This window comes from Caballeronia sp. GAWG2-1, assembly GCF_023631405.1.
In the GTDB taxonomy this organism is placed as follows: domain Bacteria; phylum Pseudomonadota; class Gammaproteobacteria; order Burkholderiales; family Burkholderiaceae; genus Caballeronia.
The window spans coordinates 324,052-340,833 of record NZ_JALQDD010000027.1 but is presented as its reverse complement, the minus strand read 5'-3'; the positions used below and the strand labels follow the sequence as shown (position 1 = coordinate 340,833).

Below are 16,782 nucleotides of genomic sequence, written 5' to 3'. Positions count from 1 at the left end.
AGGAGTCTAACGATGCCGTCAACGAAATCCAGCTCCATGCGCGCGCTTTTAGCCGCGAGCGCATGCGTATTCAGCGCGCTTGCCGCCGCGCCCGCGTTTGCCCAGAGCACCGCCGTGATGGCGGTGGCCTCGACCTTCACGACGATGAACCCCTACGATGCCAACGACACGCTCTCGCAAGCGGTCGCCAAGTCGTTCTATCAAGGGCTCTTCGGCTTCGACAAGGACATGAAGATTCAGCCCGTGCTCGCGACGAGCTACGAAGCGAGTCCGGACGCGAAGGTCTACACGGTCAAGCTGCGGCAGGGCGTGAAGTTTCAGGACGGCACCGACTTCAACGCCGAAGCCGTGAAGACAACCTTCGACTGGGTCACGGACCCGAACAACAAGCTCAAGCGCTACGGTCTTTTCAACAAGATAGAGAAGACCGAAGTGATCGATCCGTACACGGTGAAGATCACGCTCAAGATGCCGTTTTCCGCGTTCATCAACGTGCTCGCGCATCCGGCGGGCGTGATGATTTCGCCCACCGCGTTGAAGCAATACGGCAAGGACATCGCGTTTCATCCGGTCGGCACGGGACCGTTCGAGTTCGTCGAATGGAAGCAGACCGACGACCTGAAGGTGAAGAAGTTCGCGGGCTATTGGAAGAAGGGCTATCCGAAGATCGACATGATCGACTGGAAGCCGGTGGTCGATAACAACACGCGCGCCGCGCTCATGCAAACGGGCGAAGCGGACTTCGCTTTTTCGATTCCGTTCGAGCAGGCCGCGACGCTCAAGGCGAGCCCGAAGGTTGATCTGATCGCGGCGCCTTCCATCATTCAGCGCTACGTGAGCATGAACACGTCGCAGAAGCCTTTCGATAATCCGAAGGTGCGTCAAGCGCTCAACTATGCGATCAACAAGGACGCGCTCGTGAAGGTTGCATTTGCCGGTTACGCGGTGCCGTCCGAAGGCGTGGCGCCGCCGGGCGTGGACTTCTCCACCAAGCTCGGGCCGTGGAAATACGATCCGGCCAAGGCGCGCGAGCTGCTGAAGGAAGCGGGTTATCCGAACGGTTTCGAAACCGTGTTGTGGTCGGGCTATAACCACACGACGGCGCAGAAGATCATCCAGTTCGTGCAGCAGCAGCTGGCGCAAGTGGGCGTGAAGACCACGATCGAAGCGCTCGAAGCCGGCCAGCGCGTGCAGCGCGTGGAAAGCGCACCGGAGCCGGCCACCGCGCCGGTGCGCATGTACTACGTCGGCTGGTCGTCGTCGACGGGCGAAGCGGACTGGGCCATCTCGCCCTTGCTCGCGAGTTCGTCGTTTCCGCCGAAGCTCTTCAACACGGCCTATTACAAGAACGATACCGTCGATTCCGATCTGCAAAAGGCGCTCACCACGACCGACCGAAAGGAGAAGACGCAGCTTTACGCCGACGCGCAAAAGCGCATCTGGGACGACGCCCCGTGGATCTTCCTCGTCACGGAGAAAGTGGTGTATGCGCGCAGCAAGCGTCTGACGGGCGCTTACGTCATGCCCGACGGCTCGTTCAATTTCGACGACATCGCGATCAAGTAAAGCGCCTCGACGATGCTTACCTTCCTCGCCAAACGCCTCTTCGGGCTCTTGCCGACGCTCTTCATCGTCGCGGTGCTGGTGTTTCTGTTCGTGCACATGTTGCCGGGCGATCCCGCGCGTTTGGCCGCCGGACCCGAAGCGGATCAGGCGACGGTTGCGCTCGTGCGGGCCGATCTCGGTCTCGACAAGCCCTTGCCGCAGCAATTCGCGAGCTTCTTCGGCAAGATCATGCACTTCGACTTCGGCATGTCCACGCGCAGCAAGCGGCCGGTGAGTACGGAGATCGGCGAGCGCTTCATGCCGACGCTCTGGCTCACGCTCGCGAGCATGGCGTGGGCCGTGGCGTTCGGCATGGCGATAGGCATCGTCTCGGCGGTCTGGCGCAACCAGTGGCCGGACCGGCTCGGCATGACCATCGCGGTATCGGGCATCTCGTTTCCCGCCTTCGCGCTCGGCATGTTGCTGATGGAAATCTTCTCGGTGAAGCTCGGCTGGCTGCCTATCGTCGGCGATGGTTCGTGGCAGAGCTACGTGCTGCCGTCGCTCACGCTCGGCGCGGCCGTGGCCGCCGTGATGGCGCGCTTCACGCGCGCGTCGTTCGTCGAAGTGCTCGGCGAGGACTTCGTGCGCACCGCGCGCGCGAAGGGCGTGCACGAGCCGATGGTCATCGTCAAACACTGCCTGCGTAACGCGATGATCCCCGTCGTCACCATGATGGGCCTGCAGTTCGGCTTCCTGCTGGGCGGCTCGATCGTGGTCGAGAAAGTGTTCAACTGGCCGGGGCTCGGGCGCCTGCTCGTCGATGCCGTCGAGATGCGCGACTATCCCGTGATCCAGGCCGAAGTGCTGCTGTTTTCGCTGGAATTCATCGTCATCAATCTGGTGGTCGATGTCCTCTACGCGGTCATCAACCCGACCATTCGTTTCAAGTGAGGACCGCATGAGTGTGACAGCCACAGAGGCGAAGGTCGCGGTCGCGCCGCAACAGGAGATCCGCACGCCGTGGACGGAGTTCTGGCGCAAGCTCAAGCGTCAGCCCGTGGCGCTCGCGGCGGCCGTGTTCGTCGTGCTTCTGATCCTGATCGCGGTGATCGCGCCGTATATCGCGCCTTACGACGCGGAAAATTATTTCGATTACGACGCGCTCAACGCGGGGCCTTCGGCAGCGCACTGGTTCGGTGTCGACTCGCTCGGCCGCGACATTTTGAGCCGCATTCTCGTCGGCAGCCGCATTTCGCTCTCGGCGGGCTTGCTGTCGGTCGTGATCGGCGCGGTGATCGGCACGTTCTTCGGGCTGCTCGCGGGCTACTACGAAGGCTGGTGGGACCGCATCGTCATGCGTATTTCAGACGTGCTGTTCGCGTTCCCCGGCATTCTGCTCGCCATCGGCGTGGTGGCCATTCTCGGTAACGGCATGATCAACGTGATCTGCGCGGTGGCTATCTTCAGCATTCCCGCGTTCGCGCGGCTCGTGCGCGGCAACACGCTCGCGCTCAAGCATCTGACGTATATCGAGGCGGCGCGCAGCATAGGCGCGTCGGACTGGACCATCATCATGCGGCACATTCTGCCGGGGACCATTTCCTCGGTCGTCGTGTATTTCACCATGCGTATCGGCACGTCGATCATCACGGCGGCGAGTCTCTCGTTTCTCGGCCTTGGCGCGCAGCCGCCGACGCCCGAGTGGGGTGCGATGCTCAACGAAGCCCGCGCCGACATGGCGATGGCACCGCATGTCGCCATCTTCCCGAGCCTCGCCATCTTTCTGACGGTGCTTGCGTTCAATTTGCTCGGCGACGGTCTGCGCGACGCGCTCGATCCCAAGCTCGACCGGCCGTGAAGCCGCCGCATATCGGCGTGCTCGACGCGGGCGCGCGCAACAGTATCGCGGACGTGACGGGCGTGAGCGTTGGCCATTACACCCTCGCCGATGGCGCGATTCAAACCGGCGTGACGGTGGTGCGCGCGCATGACGGCGATGCGTATCGCAACAAGACGCCAGCAGCGGCATGCGTCATCAACGGCTTCGGCAAGAGCGTCGGGCTCGTGCAGATCGATGAACTCGGCGTGATCGAAACGCCTGTCGCGCTCACCAACACCTTCGCGGCCGGCACGGTGGCGAACGCGCAGATCCGCGCGGCGCTCGAAGGCAATCCGCGCATTGGCCGCGACTGGCCGAGCGTCAATCCGCTAGTGCTCGAATGCAACGACGGCTTTCTGAACGACATGCAGGCGTTCGCCGTCGAAGAAGCGCATTACCGGCATGCGCTCGCTTCGTGTTCGCCGGACTTCGCGCGCGGCGCCGTGGGCGCGGGACGCGGCATGTCGTGCTTCGACTTGAAGGGCGGGATTGGCACGGCCTCGCGTGTCGTCGATATCGGCGATGAACGCTACACCACGGGCGCGCTCGTGCTCGCCAACTTCGGACGCTTGCCGCAACTCACGATTGCCGGCGATGCCATTGGACACACGCTGCAAGCGCAGGCGCCACAACGCGAGCAAGGTTCGATCATCATGCTGATCGCCACCGACGCACCGCTCGATGCGCGGCAGCTTCGCCGTCTCGCCATGCGCGCCGCAGCCGGGCTCGCGCGCACCGGTTCGGTCTTCGGTCATGGTAGCGGCGACATTGCGCTGGCGTTTTCGACGGCGTACACCGTGCCTCACGACGCCGAGTTCATCGACTTGCCGCGCTTGCTGCCGGACGCGCGTCTCGATCCGCTCTTTCAATGCGTGGCGGACGCCACCGAACAGGCCATTCTCGACGCGCTCTTCAGCGCCGAAAGCGTCACGGGCCGCGACGGGCATCGTCGCGCGTCGCTCAACGAAGTGTGGAAAAGCCAATGAAAGTGTTGATTTCGGTGGATATCGAAGGCGTCGCGGGCGTGTTCCATCCGGAGCAAACGCGCGCGGGCAACGGCGAATACGAGCAGGCGCGCCGCTTCATGACGAACGAAGCGAACGCCGCCGTGCTCGGTGCATTCGATGGCGGCGCGACCGAAGTCTGGGTCAACGATTCTCACGGCGGCTTTCGTAATCTATTGCCGAACGCGTTCGATCCGCGCGCGCGTCTCGTGCTCGGCAAGCCGCGCACGCTCGGCATGATGGCGGGACTGGAGGCATCGCCGGAACTGGTGTTCATGGTCGGCTATCACGCGCGGGCGCAGAGTCGCGGAATTCTCGCGCATACCATCAACAGCGCTGCATTTGCGCGCGTGATGCTCGACGGAGAAGAGGTTGGCGAGGCCCCGCTCTATGGGCAGCTTGCCGAGGCGCGCGGCGCACGCGTCGCGCTCATCACGGGCGACGACGTGTTCGGCGCGGAGACCTTGCCCGTGTTCCCGGAAGCGAACTTCGTTTGCGTGAAGACGGCGCACGGCTATTCGAGCGGCGTTACGGATACGCCTGAAGCCGCGTGCGCATCGATCAGGCGCGCGGCGAAGGAGACTGTCGAGGCCTCGCGTCATTCAAGTTCACGCGCACACCATGCACCGGACTCACGCCGTTGCGAACTGCGCACGCAAAGCTCCGCTTATGCCGATCTCTTCTGTCAGTGGCCGACGCTCGAACGGCTCGATGCCGTCACGCTCGCCTTCGATGCGCCCGGCATCGAACAGGTCGTACGCACACTCAATTGCCTTTCGGCAATGTCCTTCATGTTACGGTGAACGGAGGAACTATCGTTAGAATGGAGGTCTTGGCTGATCGGTCATCGGCACGGTACTTTCTTCAACGATTTTTTGCAGGCGCTTTCATGCACGACGTGAAGCTCGAACACAACGACGATGTGACGCTCGATCCCGCCGCTCCGCAACTCGTCATGCGCGGCTCGCTTTTCATCGACGGCCACGAAGCCGGTTGCTGGGAAGAGCGGCGCAATGGCACATGGGCGGCGCGGCTGCCGCGCGCCGAGCAGTGGATCGTCGAGACGAGCCGCGCGGCGCTGATCGAGCGGCTTGCCACTGACGCCTGAGCGCATCCCGAGTGCGGACAACCTTTCATTCATATCGATTTTATTTATGTATTTGTCGATCATCGCGGTGGGAATTGGCGGCGGGCTGGGATCGCTGCTTCGTTGGGCGCTCGGTTTGCGCCTCAATGGAATCTTTCCAAACCTGCCGCTCGGCACCTTTGCATCGAATGTGATTGCCGGATACATCATCGGCGTGGCGGTCGCGACCTTTGCGCGCTTGCCGGACATCTCCGTCGAATGGCGTCTCTTCGTCACGACCGGTCTAATGGGCGGCTTGTCCACCTTCTCCACGTTCTCGGCCGAAGTGGTCGCGCATCTTCAGCAAGGGCGGCCCGGCTGGGCGCTCGCGGAGATCGCGCTGCACGTCGGCGCGTCGCTCGCAATGACCGCGCTCGGTATTGCGACGGTGGCCTGGGTCAGCTGATCCACGCACGTTGCCGCAGCGCCGCGTTCCGCATGAACTCCTACTTTTTTCCCGCGTGTCTTCACGCTCTTTCGCCGCTGCTTTGCGCACGCGGCTTGTTTCTTTTGACTGCAATACGAAGGTGATGAGATGGTCGAGTTCGAGTCCCAGTTCCCGAGAGTTGACATCAGACCGTACCAGGCGAGTGACCTCGACGGCGTGATCGATCTGTTCGTGCGCGCCGTTCGTGAAAGCGCGTCCGAGTACTACAGCCCGGCACAAATCGATGCCTGGGCGCAAACCGACCGCGAGGAGTGGCATGCCGCCCGTCTCAGCCGGCCAACCTGGGTGGCATTCACGGACGACGAGCTTGCCGGTTTCGCCGATGTCCACGAAAACGGGCTCATCGACATGATGTTCGTCGAGCCAAGGCATCAGCGCAAAGGCGTGGCCACCGCGCTGCTCGCGTCCATCGAGGAGCATGCCGAGAAAAACGGCATGCGCGTGCTGCACACGTATGCGAGCTTGGGCTCGCAGCCGTTCTTCGAGTATTGCGGCTTCACCATGCTGCTTGCGCGGGCTGTCGAGGTGCGGGGGCAGCGCTTCGCGCAACTCGTGATGGAGAAAGTGCTGTAGCTGTATAGACAAGTCAAGCGCTATGTTCGGGATTGCCTCGGTGTAATCCCGGATAGCCCCTTGTTTCGTCCTTTCTGCCCGTTTAGACTTGTGCCTAACTTGTATAGACAGGAAGAAACATGATTACGCTCACGCCTGGCAAGCTCACGCTGCCGCAATTGCGCCGCATCGCGCGCGGATCGGATTCGCTGAGTCTCGATCCCGCGAGCTTCGCCGCCATCGACGCGAGCGCGCGCGCCGTTGCCGCGATCGCCGCCAAGGGTGATCCGGCCTACGGCATCAATACGGGCTTTGGGCGGCTCGCCAACACTCACATTCCCGCAGACCAGCTAGAACTTCTACAACGCAACCTGGTGCTGTCGCACGCGGTCGGCGTCGGCGAACCGATGTCGCGACCGGTCGTGCGTCTTTTGATGGCCCTCAAGCTGTCGAGTCTCGGGCGCGGCCATTCGGGCATTCGCCGCGAAGTGATCGACGCCCTCGTCACGCTCTTCAATGCCGATGTATTGCCCGTCATCCCCGTGAAAGGCTCGGTCGGCGCGTCGGGCGATCTCGCGCCGCTCGCGCATATGTCGACGGTGCTGCTCGGTATAGGCGAAGTCATGGTGCGCGGCGAACGCGCAAGCGCGCTAGATGGCCTCAAGCTGGCCGGGCTCGAACCGCTCACGTTGCAGGCGAAGGAAGGGCTCGCGCTGTTGAACGGCACGCAGGCATCGGCGGCGCTCGCGCTTTACAACCTCTTTGCCATCGAGGACCTGTTCCGCACCGGCCTCGTTGCGGGCGCGCTGTCCGTCGACGCGGCCGCGGGCTCCGTCGTGCCGTTCGATGCACGTATCCATGAGTTGCGCGGACATCGCGGGCAGATCGATTCGGCGGCGGCGTATCGCACGTTGCTGGCGGGCTCGGGCATCAACCTGTCGCACGCCGATTGCGAGAAGGTTCAGGACCCATACAGCCTGCGCTGTCAGCCGCAAGTGATGGGCGCGTGTCTGGATCAGATGCGTCATGCGGCCGACGTGCTCTTGATCGAATCGAATGCGGTTTCCGACAATCCGCTGATTTTCCCGGACACGGGCGAAGTGCTCTCAGGCGGCAACTTTCACGCGGAACCCGTTGCCTTCGCCGCCGATAACCTCGCACTCGCCGCCGCCGAAATCGGCGCGCTGGCCGAGCGCCGCATCGCGCTTCTGATCGACTCGACGCTTTCCGGCTTGCCGCCGTTTCTCGTACGCGATGGCGGCGTGAACTCCGGCTTCATGATCGCGCATGTGACGGCGGCGGCGCTCGCGTCCGAGAACAAGACGCTCGCGCATCCTGCTTCCGTGGATTCCTTGCCGACCTCGGCGAATCAGGAAGATCACGTTTCCATGGCGACCTTTGCCGCGCGCAAGCTCGGCGATATCGCGAGCAACACGGCCAATATTCTCGCCATCGAACTGCTTGCGGCAGCGCAAGGCGTCGATCTGCGCGCGCCGCATCGCACGAGCGCGCCGCTTATCGACGTGATGCAGACCATCCGCGCGCAAGTCGCGCATTACGACCTCGATCATTACTTCGCGCCCGATATCGCCGCCATTGCGACGCTCGTGCAGGCGGGCGAGATTGCAAAGCACAGTCCGTTTTCCTTTGCCTCGGAACAGAGCGCGGATCGAAGCGCATGAGCACGCCCGCGTATCAGGAGATCAAGGACTACATCCTCGAGCGCATTCACGGCGGCGAATGGAAGGAGGGCGATCAGGTGCCCTCCGAGAACGAGCTCGCGCGCGAGTTCAAAGTGGCGCGCATGACGGTGAATCGCGCGGTGCGTGAACTGACGGCCGAACAGGTGCTCACGCGTGTGCAGGGCGCGGGCACGTTCGTGGCGCAGCCGAAATACGCTTCGACACTGGTCGAGATTCGCAGTATCTCCGATGAAATCGTCGCGCGCGGGCATGCGTATCGCGCGGCGGTGCTGCATCTGGGTGCCTCTATCGTCGATGAAGCGCTAGCCGCCGAAATGCAGCTTGCGCTCGGCAGTCCCGTGTTTCATTCGCGCGTGCTGCACTTCGAGAACGACGAGCCCGTGCAACTCGAAGAGCGCTACGTGAACCCGGCCATTGCGCCGGAGTACGCGCGTCAGGACTTCACGAAGATCACGCCGAATCAATATCTGATGGTGGCCGCGCCCTTGCAGCGGGTCGAATATCGGATCGAGGCGTCGTTGCCATCGCCGGAGATTCGCCATGCGCTCGCGATGAAAGATCACGAACCGTGTCTGCTGCTGCATCGGCGAACATGGTCGCGCGACACGGTGGCGTCGGTCGCGAATCTGTGGCATCCCGGCGACCGCTATCAGTTCACCGGCCACTTTTGATCATGGCAACCGTCCTGCGCGCATCATCGCTCGCGGCCGTGCCGTGGAAGAACGGCGGCGGCATTACGCGCGAACTCGCGGCGGAACCGGAAGGCGCGTCGATGGATACGTTCGCGTGGCGGCTTTCCATCGCGGATGTGTCGGCGGATGGCGCGTTTTCGAGCTTCGCGGGCGTGGATCGCGTGCTGATCCTGCTCGATGGCGCGGGCATGATGCTCGCCGAACCCGACTATGTACATACGTTGAACGAGCCGCTCGCGATGGCGCGCTTTGCCGGCGAAACGCCCATCCACGCGGCGCTCGTGCAAGGTCCGACGCGCGACTTCAACGTGATGACGCGTCGCGGTCGCGCGCATGCTTCGGTGACGAGCCGCTTCGAGTCGCATGAATGGACGCCGGACCACGACGTCACGTTTCTGCATTGCGTGCGCGGCATGTTGAACGTCATGCTGGCCCATGGAGAACGCATCGCGCTCGCAGCGGGCGACAGCTTGCGTATCGAAAGCGCGGACGGACGCGTCGCGTGCGAAGCATCGCAAGATGCGTCGTGGTTGCAGATAGGCATCCATACGCCGTGAACGCGTGGATCGCGCCAGATGCCCGATGGCTGGCAACGCAACATAATGCTCGAATGGATGGAAGACGGCCAACGCGTGCGGCATCGCGCCAACTGTCTTTTCGATGCCGCGCTCGACGGAGGAACGCGGCTCCAAAAGCTGGCTTTCCGATACGGTTTTCTGCGAGCATGGTGAATCGCCGAAACGCGACGTCTTCGTCGGCGGATGCAAGATCATCGACGCAAGTTGTCAGGCGGACGAAGACGCATTGCGTTCACTCATCGACTAATAAAACGCGAGGCATCACATGGACGATTGTGCGATCTACACGCTCGAGCGCGGCACGTCGCCGTTGCTCATCTCGATCCCGCACCGCGGCACGCGTATACCCGACGGGCTCGCGCAAGAAATGACGCCGGTCGCGCGGAAAGTGGATGACTGCGACTGGCATCTCGAACGGCTTTATGACTTTGCGCGCGAGATGGGCGCGTCGATTCTGCTGCCGCAATTCGCGCGCTATGTCATCGATATGAATCGTCCGCCCGATGACGCCAATCTTTATCCGGGCCGCGATACGACTGGCCTCTGTCCCGTCGATACGTTCGAGAAAGAGCCGCTTTATCTCGAAGGTCATGAGCCTTCACGCGAACAGATCGAGGCGCGCCGCGCGCTCTACTGGCAGCCTTATCACGATGCGCTCGCTTCCGAACTCGCCGCCTTGCGCGAGGAACATGGGCACGCGTTGCTGTGGGAGGCGCACTCCATTCGCTCAGTCGTGCCGCGCTTCTTCAATGGCCGGCTCACGGATTTCAACTTCGGCACGGCGGATGGAGCATCGGCGGCGCCTGAACTGGCCGAGCGGCTCGCGCAGGTCGTGGAGTCGGACGGACGTTACACAACGGTGGCTAACGGGCGCTTCAAGGGCGGTTACATAACGCGTCGCTACGGTCAGCCGGCCAACGGGATTCACGCAGTGCAACTGGAGCTCACGCAGGCCACTTACATGAACGAGGCACCGCCTTATTCCTACGATGAGGCGCGCGCGAGCGACGTTCAGCCCTTGTTGCGGGAGTTGGTCGCCGCGGCGTTGGAGCATGTGAAAGCGCCCTGAATTTAGCTGGCGTCAGGATGACCATTGTCTGACGCCGCTGTAATGATATTTTTCGGCGGCACTGGTTGTACTGCCATCATCTGGCGCGGAAGTATCAATATAAACAATGACTTAAAGGCTGTCGAACTGCCGAGGCCATGCAGTTGCGCATCCGCCATTGTTGCGACCTCGACAAATATGTTTCCTGCAAATTGGGGTTTCCCCTAAGTCGCGTCCCTCCTACACTGTTTTCAAGCGAAACGAAGTCAGAAACTGTTTAAAGCTTCCGGCTTCGTCTTCGATTTCAAAACAAGATTCCAGGAGGTTCATCATGATCAAGTCTTTTGTTCCGGCTCTCGTTATTGCTTCGGCTCTGGCCGCTCCGACTTTCGCCTTTGCACAAAGCAACGGCCCTGTGACCCGCGCAGAAGTTCGCGCCGAGCTGGTCCAGTTGGAAAAGGCTGGCTATAACCCGTCGACGGACCACGCGTTCTACCCGCAAAACATCCAGGCAGCCGAAGCGCGCGTGGATGCACAGCAAGGTACGTCGTCGTACGGCGCATCGACTGCGGGTTCGTCGCAAGCGGGCGCACGTCCGTCAGCGTCGATGTCGGATCGTGAGTCGGTCTACTTCGGTCATTAATAGATCGAATAACGGCAAGTTGCAGTGGTAGTGGCAGTAGCAGTGGCAGTTGAAGGTGAGGTAGATGGCAGAAAGCGTAATAACTTGCGAGAAGTGTAGTAGAGCAGTTCTGCAGTAAGCAGCACCAGGAACGCCGACCGCGATTTTTGCGGCCGGCGTTTTTTATTTCGACGCGTTGTTTAATGCGGCGATCGCTCGATTTAATCGGCGCGAAAAAAGAAACGCAGATCGGTTTTGTTCACTTTCGAAATGAGTCGGCTTATGTGCACGAGTTAAATATCGCGCGTACTTGCAAAGGAGCGTCAATAAAATAATAAAACGAGGCTTTCTCGATGTCCCGGTATCCTAGAATTCATGTGGCAGAACGACGGCCAATAAATTCAACGGTCGATATTCAACGTGAATCAATGCTTGCGGCGAGCATTTCACTTTATCGAGAGAGCTGAGAATAGTCATGAAAAAAGCCACCTCCTTGCTGCGACTTCTATTGCTAATCCTCCTAGCAGCTACGACAACCGGCGTTTATGCCGGTCAGTTCAGCGTACAGTGCGCGTATTCTCACACGAAGCCCGACGATTCCATTGTTCGTTACGGATTACCCGGACTCGCCATGCAGCACGATTTTTTCGGCAACCGATCGACCGATGCCTTTAGCGACCTCGCTAAGCTGAATGTGAATAAAGCCACGACATGCAACATTACTGCCGATGCGTCCGCTTATTGGGTGCCGCAATTGAAGCGCGCCGCCGGAATAGTGGTCCCCGACTTCCAGAGACCTACTACCAAAAGAATACCGAGCTCCCGGTCGTCACCGCTATCCCACAAGGTCTGGAGATGCTCGCCGGCGACCACCACGGAACCGCGGCAAATCCGGCTATTGCATATTTTTGCCAGAATGTAGGCTACATGGCGAATCCGCCGACGAGTTGTCCCGTTGTGAACGGCAACGCGCAGTTTGACATCGTGATCTATTTTCCGGACTGTTGGGACGGCGAGCACATTAAACCGGATTTCTCCTCGGGCGTTCAGAACATGGCTTACCACAATAACAAAGACGGTTCATGTCCCGAAGCGTATCCGATCAAGATTCAGCAACTGCAATTAAACTTGCAATACACACTTGGCAATAACGGCGATCTGAACGGCGCGCAGTTGTCGATGGACCCGATCATGGTGAATGGCGTGCTGACGCCGCAATGGGGAAGTTTATATACCGCTCACGCCGACTTTATCAATGCATGGAAACCGGATAGCCTTCAATACGCGACCGACAATTGTTCCAATAATGGAAACACCGCGTGCAGCAGCGATATTCCGACCTACTACGTAAAGTCCAATTCGGATACGTGGCTTGACTCCGGCGGCACTCCGCACAATGCAGACGAGAAACTGCGCGTAGGTCCGGGCGACATTATTTTCATGAAGTTTCCGACGCCCGTAATCACGGACTATACCTATTAAACCGCGTTCATACAGACTCAGGGTGGCGACGTCACCGACTCCACGGCGGTCTACTTGTACCTATTCGCCGCCGCAACCAATTGGGACGATCAAAACAAGCCACCTACCGGAAGTGCCTGCACGCCGCAGTCCGTTGGCGCTATCTATCTCGACAACGTTAATAAGCTCCGGATAAATTCCATCGACGCATACGTCAAGCAGCAGATCGCCGCGAAGGCGCCTGAAATTGCTATCTGCATTAAAAACAACACGAGCAAGGTCGTCGAATTCAACTCGCGCGAAGTGAAAAACGGCGTGCCTGCACTGTTTTTGAAATAACGCTGGCCGCCACCTAGGCGGCTATGGGATTTCGTTGCCCGGCGAACGCGCGCCACACGCGCGAAGCACCAGCCGCACAACTTCCTCGGTCTCCTCGTCGAACGCCTTTCGAGTCAGCGCGCGCTTGCCCTTCAGCGCGCGAATCTGCGCGTCGAAATCGGCGTAATGCTGAGTGATCGCCCATATCAGAAACATGAAGGTCTGCGGTTCGACAGGCGCAAGCAGTCCACGCGCGATCCATCCTTCGATTACCGTGACGCGCGTATCGAGCCACGGTTTTACGCGTTCGTTCAACACGTCTTGCATGTGATGCGCGCCGTGAATGATCTCGCTTGCCCAGACTTTCGATCCGAGCGGCCGGCGCCGCGACAACTCCATCTTTGCGCGCACATAGCCGCCGATCGCTTCTGCAGGATCGTCGCTGCATTCGAACGTATCCGCCGCGCGATGCCAGTCTTCGAAGAGGTCTTCGAGCACGCGTCGATAGAGCGCGAGCTTGGTCGGAAAGTAGTAATGCAGATTGGCTTTCGGCAGGCCGGCGCGCTCGGCGATCATCGCGGTGCTCGCGCCTTCGAGTCCTTTCTCGGCGAAAACGGCTTCGGCGCAAGCTAAAAGGTGAGCCTCGTTGGTCTCGCGAATTTGTGCCTTGCGCCGCCGCAAAGGCGGAACGGCGTTACTGCTTTCTTCGATGCCGGGCGACGCTTCGTCGTGTCTCATTGTTCCTTCCGTAGGCCTCGTGTGCCGCATCGTGCCTGATTTGCGGCGTTCGTGCATGCCGCGCTGTTCTCAATTCTGCATGCCTCAGCAAGTTCGACCAAGTGATGCTGCAGCGCAATGGCACGCTTCTCGCTCTGTTCGCTTCAACACGAAAGACGTTGATTTGCTTATTTTAATCGGCTACAACCTGTCCAGTCGGACAGGATTTGAAGCGAAACCGAATGGCTCGAATGCAGCATCGATCGTACAAGTAAAAGCATGCACCGCGTGCGTGCAAGTCTGCACCCGCCGCGCGCCGGATGCCGAAAAGCAGTCCCCGACATACGAAGTTCATCGTTAGGAGCGAGGCGCATGAACGCGGTTACGGATGCAATGAGAGAGGCTGGTCTCGACACGTCCATCAAGGTCAACGGTCAACGTCTGTGGGACAGCCTGATGTCGATGGCGAAGATCGGCGCAACGCCCAAAGGCGGTGTCTGCCGGCTCGCGCTGACCGATCTGGACAAGCAAGGGCGCGATCTCATCGTGAGTTGGGCGAGGGAAGCGGGCTGCACGGTGAGCGTCGACCAGATGGGCAACGTGTTCATGCGTCGCGCGGGCCGTCATCCCGACGCGCTGCCCGTCATGACGGGCTCTCACGCCGATTCGCAGCCGACTGGCGGCCGCTTCGACGGCATCTACGGCGTGCTCGGCGGCCTCGAAGTCATCCGCACGCTCAACGATCATGGGATCGAGACGGAGCATCCCGTCGAGGTCGTCATCTGGACCAACGAAGAAGGCTCCCGCTTTGCGCCGGCGATGGTCGCATCGGGCGTATTCGCAGGCGTGTTCTCGCTCGATTACGGGTTGTCGCGCAAGGACGTCGATGGCAAGACCATCGGCGAAGAACTCGAACGTATTGGTTATGCAGGCGGCGTTCCGTGCGGCGGCCGCAAGCTGCACGCGGCGTTCGAATTGCATATCGAGCAGGGCCCGATTCTCGAAGCCGAGGACAAAACCATCGGCGTCGTCACCGATGCGCAGGGCCAGCGCTGGTACGAGATTACGCTGACGGGTCAGGAAGCGCATGCGGGCCCGACGCCCATGCCGCGCCGCAAAGACGCGTTGCTCGGCGCATCGCGCGTGGTGGATCTCGTCAACCGCATCGGACTGGATCACGCGCCGCTCGCCTGCGCCACGGTCGGCATGATGCAGGTCTATCCGAACTCTCGCAACGTGATTCCGGGCCGCGTGTTCTTCACCGTGGACTTCCGTCATCCCGACGACACCGTGCTCGCGAAGATGGACGCCGCGCTGCGCGAAGGCGTCGAGCGCATTGCGGGCGGCATCGGCCTTTCGACCGAACTCGAGCAGATCTTTTACTACGAACCCGTCAAGTTCGATGCCGCGTGCGTCGACTCCGTGCGCGCGGCAGCCAAACGCTTCGGCTATTCGCATCGCGACATGGTGTCGGGCGCGGGCCACGACGCGTGCTACCTCTCGCAAGTCGCGCCGACGTCGATGGTATTCGTGCCTTGCGTCGACGGCATCAGCCATAACGAAGTAGAAGACGCCTCGCAGGAATGGATCGAAGCGGGCGCGAACGTGCTTTTGCACGCCATGCTCGAGCGCGCGTCGGAACCCGTCTCTTAACGGCTATTCGTCGATTTTTTCCAAAGCACCGTTCGCGTCGTCCCGCGCGAACGGCGGGAATCGCTACGTCCTCATATCGAAGAAGGAACGCGTATGACCATGAAGATTGCGGGCCACAGGCTCACGCAGGAACAACTCGCATGCGAGTTTTCGGATGTCGCGCCCTTGCTCGATGCGACTGCCGCCGCCGCCGCGGCAAGCCGCTGTCATTACTGTTATGACGCGCCATGCGTGCAGGCTTGTCCGACGCAGATCGATATTCCGAGCTTCATCCGCAAGATCAGTCACGGCAATCTCAAAGGCGCGGCCGTCGATATTCTCTCGGCCAATCCGCTCGGCGGCATGTGCTCGCGGGTGTGTCCGACCGAGATACTGTGCGAAGGTAGTTGCGTTCGAAACCATCCGGGTGACGAGCCGGTGCGAATCGGCGCTCTGCAGCGCCATGCAACCGATTCGGCGATGGCACGCGGCGAACCCTTGTTCAAGCGCGCGCCGGAAACGGGACGACGAATCGCGATCGTCGGCGCGGGACCGGCGGGACTTGCGTGTGCGTATCGCCTCGCGCTGGCCGGCCATCAGGCGATCATTTTCGATGCGCGCGCCAAACCCGGCGGTCTCAACGAATACGGCATCGCGGCGTACAAGACGGTGGAAGACTTCGCGCAACGCGAGATCGAATGGCTGCATTCGATCGGCGGTATCGAAATCAAAACGGGCGTGGCGCTCGGCCGCGATGTGACGCTCGACGAACTGCGCAAGCAATACGACGCGGTGTTCATCGGCTTCGGTCTGGCGGGTGTGCGTGAGCTGGCGCTGGAAGGCGAGTCGCTCGAAGGCGTGATGAACGCGGTGGATTTCATCGAGCAAGTGCGTCAGGCCGATGACCTCGCGAGCGTGCCGGTCGGGCGGCGTGTGGTGGTGATCGGCGGCGGCAATACGGCTGTCGATGCCGCCGTGCAAAGCCGCAAGCTCGGCGCGACCTCGGTGACCATGGCGTACCGGCGCGGCGTCGAGAACATGGGCGCGACCTGGGCGGAACAGGAGTTCGCGCAGAACAACAACGTGACCATCGTGACGCATGCGAACCCCGTGCGTCTGATCGGCGCGGACGGACACGTCACGGGCGTGGAGTTCGACCGCGCGGGCGAGCGCTTGATCATCGAAGCGGACATGGTGCTGAAGGCCATCGGGCAGACGCTCGTGCCGGTGGGTATCGACCGGGAATTGTTGAGTCTCGACGGCGGGCGCATCGTCACCGACGAGAACCGTCAGACAACGCTCGCCAAAGTCTGGGCCGGCGGCGACTGCGCGACCCACGAAGGACTCGATCTCACCGTGCAGGCCGTGCAGGACGGCAAGCTCGCGGCGGCGTCCATTGGCGCGTCTTTCGAACTCACGGCGATCAAGGCCGCGTAAAAACCCCGCAACGCATT

The 16,782-nt window shown here is 61.1% G+C and carries 18 protein-coding genes and 1 pseudogene; 18 read left to right on the top strand and 1 reads right to left on the bottom strand.

The features are described 5' to 3' along the window. The first annotated feature begins 36 nt into the window (after positions 1–36). The 16 genes and pseudogenes from gsiB to NCR98_RS17960 all read left to right on the top strand — a co-directional run bounded on the left by gsiB (position 37) and on the right by NCR98_RS17960 (position 13,000). Positions 37–1,566, top strand: a complete 1,530-nt coding sequence (gene gsiB, locus NCR98_RS18035) for a glutathione ABC transporter substrate-binding protein GsiB (RefSeq protein WP_370652206.1) — start codon at positions 37–39, stop codon at positions 1,564–1,566. Between the two features lie 12 nt (positions 1,567–1,578). Continuing rightward, positions 1,579–2,499 carry a glutathione ABC transporter permease GsiC gene (gsiC, locus tag NCR98_RS18030; RefSeq protein WP_250526851.1) on the top strand — a complete coding sequence of 307 codons (921 nt, stop codon included), beginning with the start codon at positions 1,579–1,581 and terminating at the stop codon, positions 2,497–2,499. A 7-nt stretch (positions 2,500–2,506) separates the two neighbouring features. Then, positions 2,507–3,406 (top strand): glutathione ABC transporter permease GsiD, encoded by a 900-nt coding sequence (gsiD, locus tag NCR98_RS18025; protein ID WP_250493576.1) that lies wholly within the window; start codon positions 2,507–2,509, stop codon positions 3,404–3,406. Beyond that, the gene (locus NCR98_RS18020; protein ID WP_250526850.1) at positions 3,403–4,413 is read left to right on the top strand and encodes a DmpA family aminopeptidase; all 1,011 of its coding nucleotides are present in this window, start codon (positions 3,403–3,405) and stop codon (positions 4,411–4,413) included. Before gsiD ends, NCR98_RS18020 begins: the two co-directional genes overlap by 4 nt. Next, positions 4,410–5,234, top strand: a complete 825-nt coding sequence (locus NCR98_RS18015; protein WP_250526849.1) for a M55 family metallopeptidase — start codon at positions 4,410–4,412, stop codon at positions 5,232–5,234. Before NCR98_RS18020 ends, NCR98_RS18015 begins: the two co-directional genes overlap by 4 nt. Before the next feature lie 86 nt (positions 5,235–5,320). Continuing rightward, complete coding sequence (locus NCR98_RS18010; RefSeq protein WP_250526848.1) at positions 5,321–5,539, top strand: hypothetical protein; 219 nt, start codon at positions 5,321–5,323, stop codon at positions 5,537–5,539. Positions 5,540–5,585: 46 nt separating this feature from the next. Then, positions 5,586–5,963, top strand: coding sequence for a fluoride efflux transporter CrcB (gene crcB, locus NCR98_RS18005; protein WP_244829370.1), 378 nt, complete (start codon positions 5,586–5,588; stop codon positions 5,961–5,963). A gap of 129 nt (positions 5,964–6,092) precedes the next feature. Beyond that, on the top strand, positions 6,093–6,578 hold the full coding sequence (locus tag NCR98_RS18000) for a GNAT family N-acetyltransferase (RefSeq protein ID WP_244829371.1): 486 nt from the start codon (positions 6,093–6,095) through the stop codon (positions 6,576–6,578). Between the two features lie 119 nt (positions 6,579–6,697). Further along, on the top strand, positions 6,698–8,239 hold the full coding sequence (hutH, locus tag NCR98_RS17995; protein ID WP_250467355.1) for a histidine ammonia-lyase: 1,542 nt from the start codon (positions 6,698–6,700) through the stop codon (positions 8,237–8,239). Continuing rightward, complete coding sequence (gene hutC / locus NCR98_RS17990) at positions 8,236–8,931, top strand: histidine utilization transcriptional repressor HutC (protein ID WP_244829373.1); 696 nt, start codon at positions 8,236–8,238, stop codon at positions 8,929–8,931. The genes hutH and hutC overlap by 4 nt, the downstream gene beginning before the upstream one ends. A 2-nt stretch (positions 8,932–8,933) precedes the next feature. Next, on the top strand, positions 8,934–9,509 hold the full coding sequence (locus NCR98_RS17985) for a HutD/Ves family protein (RefSeq protein WP_250526847.1): 576 nt from the start codon (positions 8,934–8,936) through the stop codon (positions 9,507–9,509). A gap of 286 nt (positions 9,510–9,795) precedes the next feature. Then, positions 9,796–10,599: an N-formylglutamate deformylase gene (hutG, locus tag NCR98_RS17980; RefSeq protein ID WP_250526846.1), complete on the top strand. Its 804-nt coding sequence runs from the start codon at positions 9,796–9,798 to the stop codon at positions 10,597–10,599. Positions 10,600–10,912: 313 nt separating this feature from the next. Further along, positions 10,913–11,221, top strand: coding sequence for a DUF4148 domain-containing protein (locus tag NCR98_RS17975; protein WP_250526923.1), 309 nt, complete (start codon positions 10,913–10,915; stop codon positions 11,219–11,221). Between the two features lie 454 nt (positions 11,222–11,675). Next, a pseudogene (locus NCR98_RS33505) lies at positions 11,676–11,897 on the top strand (DUF1996 domain-containing protein); the annotation flags it as partial. Positions 11,898–11,911: 14 nt separating this feature from the next. Then, entirely contained in the window at positions 11,912–12,682 is a 771-nt protein-coding gene (locus tag NCR98_RS17965) for a DUF1996 domain-containing protein (protein WP_250526845.1), read from the top strand. A 54-nt stretch (positions 12,683–12,736) separates the two neighbouring features. Next, positions 12,737–13,000, top strand: a complete 264-nt coding sequence (locus NCR98_RS17960; protein WP_250526844.1) for a CBM96 family carbohydrate-binding protein — start codon at positions 12,737–12,739, stop codon at positions 12,998–13,000. A gap of 21 nt (positions 13,001–13,021) precedes the next feature. On the opposite strand, the gene NCR98_RS17955 is transcribed toward NCR98_RS17960, so the two are convergent. After that, a complete protein-coding gene (locus NCR98_RS17955; RefSeq protein WP_250526843.1) occupies positions 13,022–13,717 on the bottom strand; it encodes a TetR/AcrR family transcriptional regulator in 696 nt (231 codons plus the stop codon). A gap of 351 nt (positions 13,718–14,068) precedes the next feature. Between NCR98_RS17955 and NCR98_RS17950 the strand changes: the two genes are divergently transcribed. After that, entirely contained in the window at positions 14,069–15,349 is a 1,281-nt protein-coding gene (locus tag NCR98_RS17950) for a Zn-dependent hydrolase (RefSeq protein WP_250526842.1), read from the top strand. A 93-nt stretch (positions 15,350–15,442) separates the two neighbouring features. Then, positions 15,443–16,765, top strand: a complete 1,323-nt coding sequence (locus tag NCR98_RS17945; protein ID WP_250526841.1) for an NAD(P)-dependent oxidoreductase — start codon at positions 15,443–15,445, stop codon at positions 16,763–16,765. Positions 16,766–16,782: the final 17 nt, after the last annotated feature.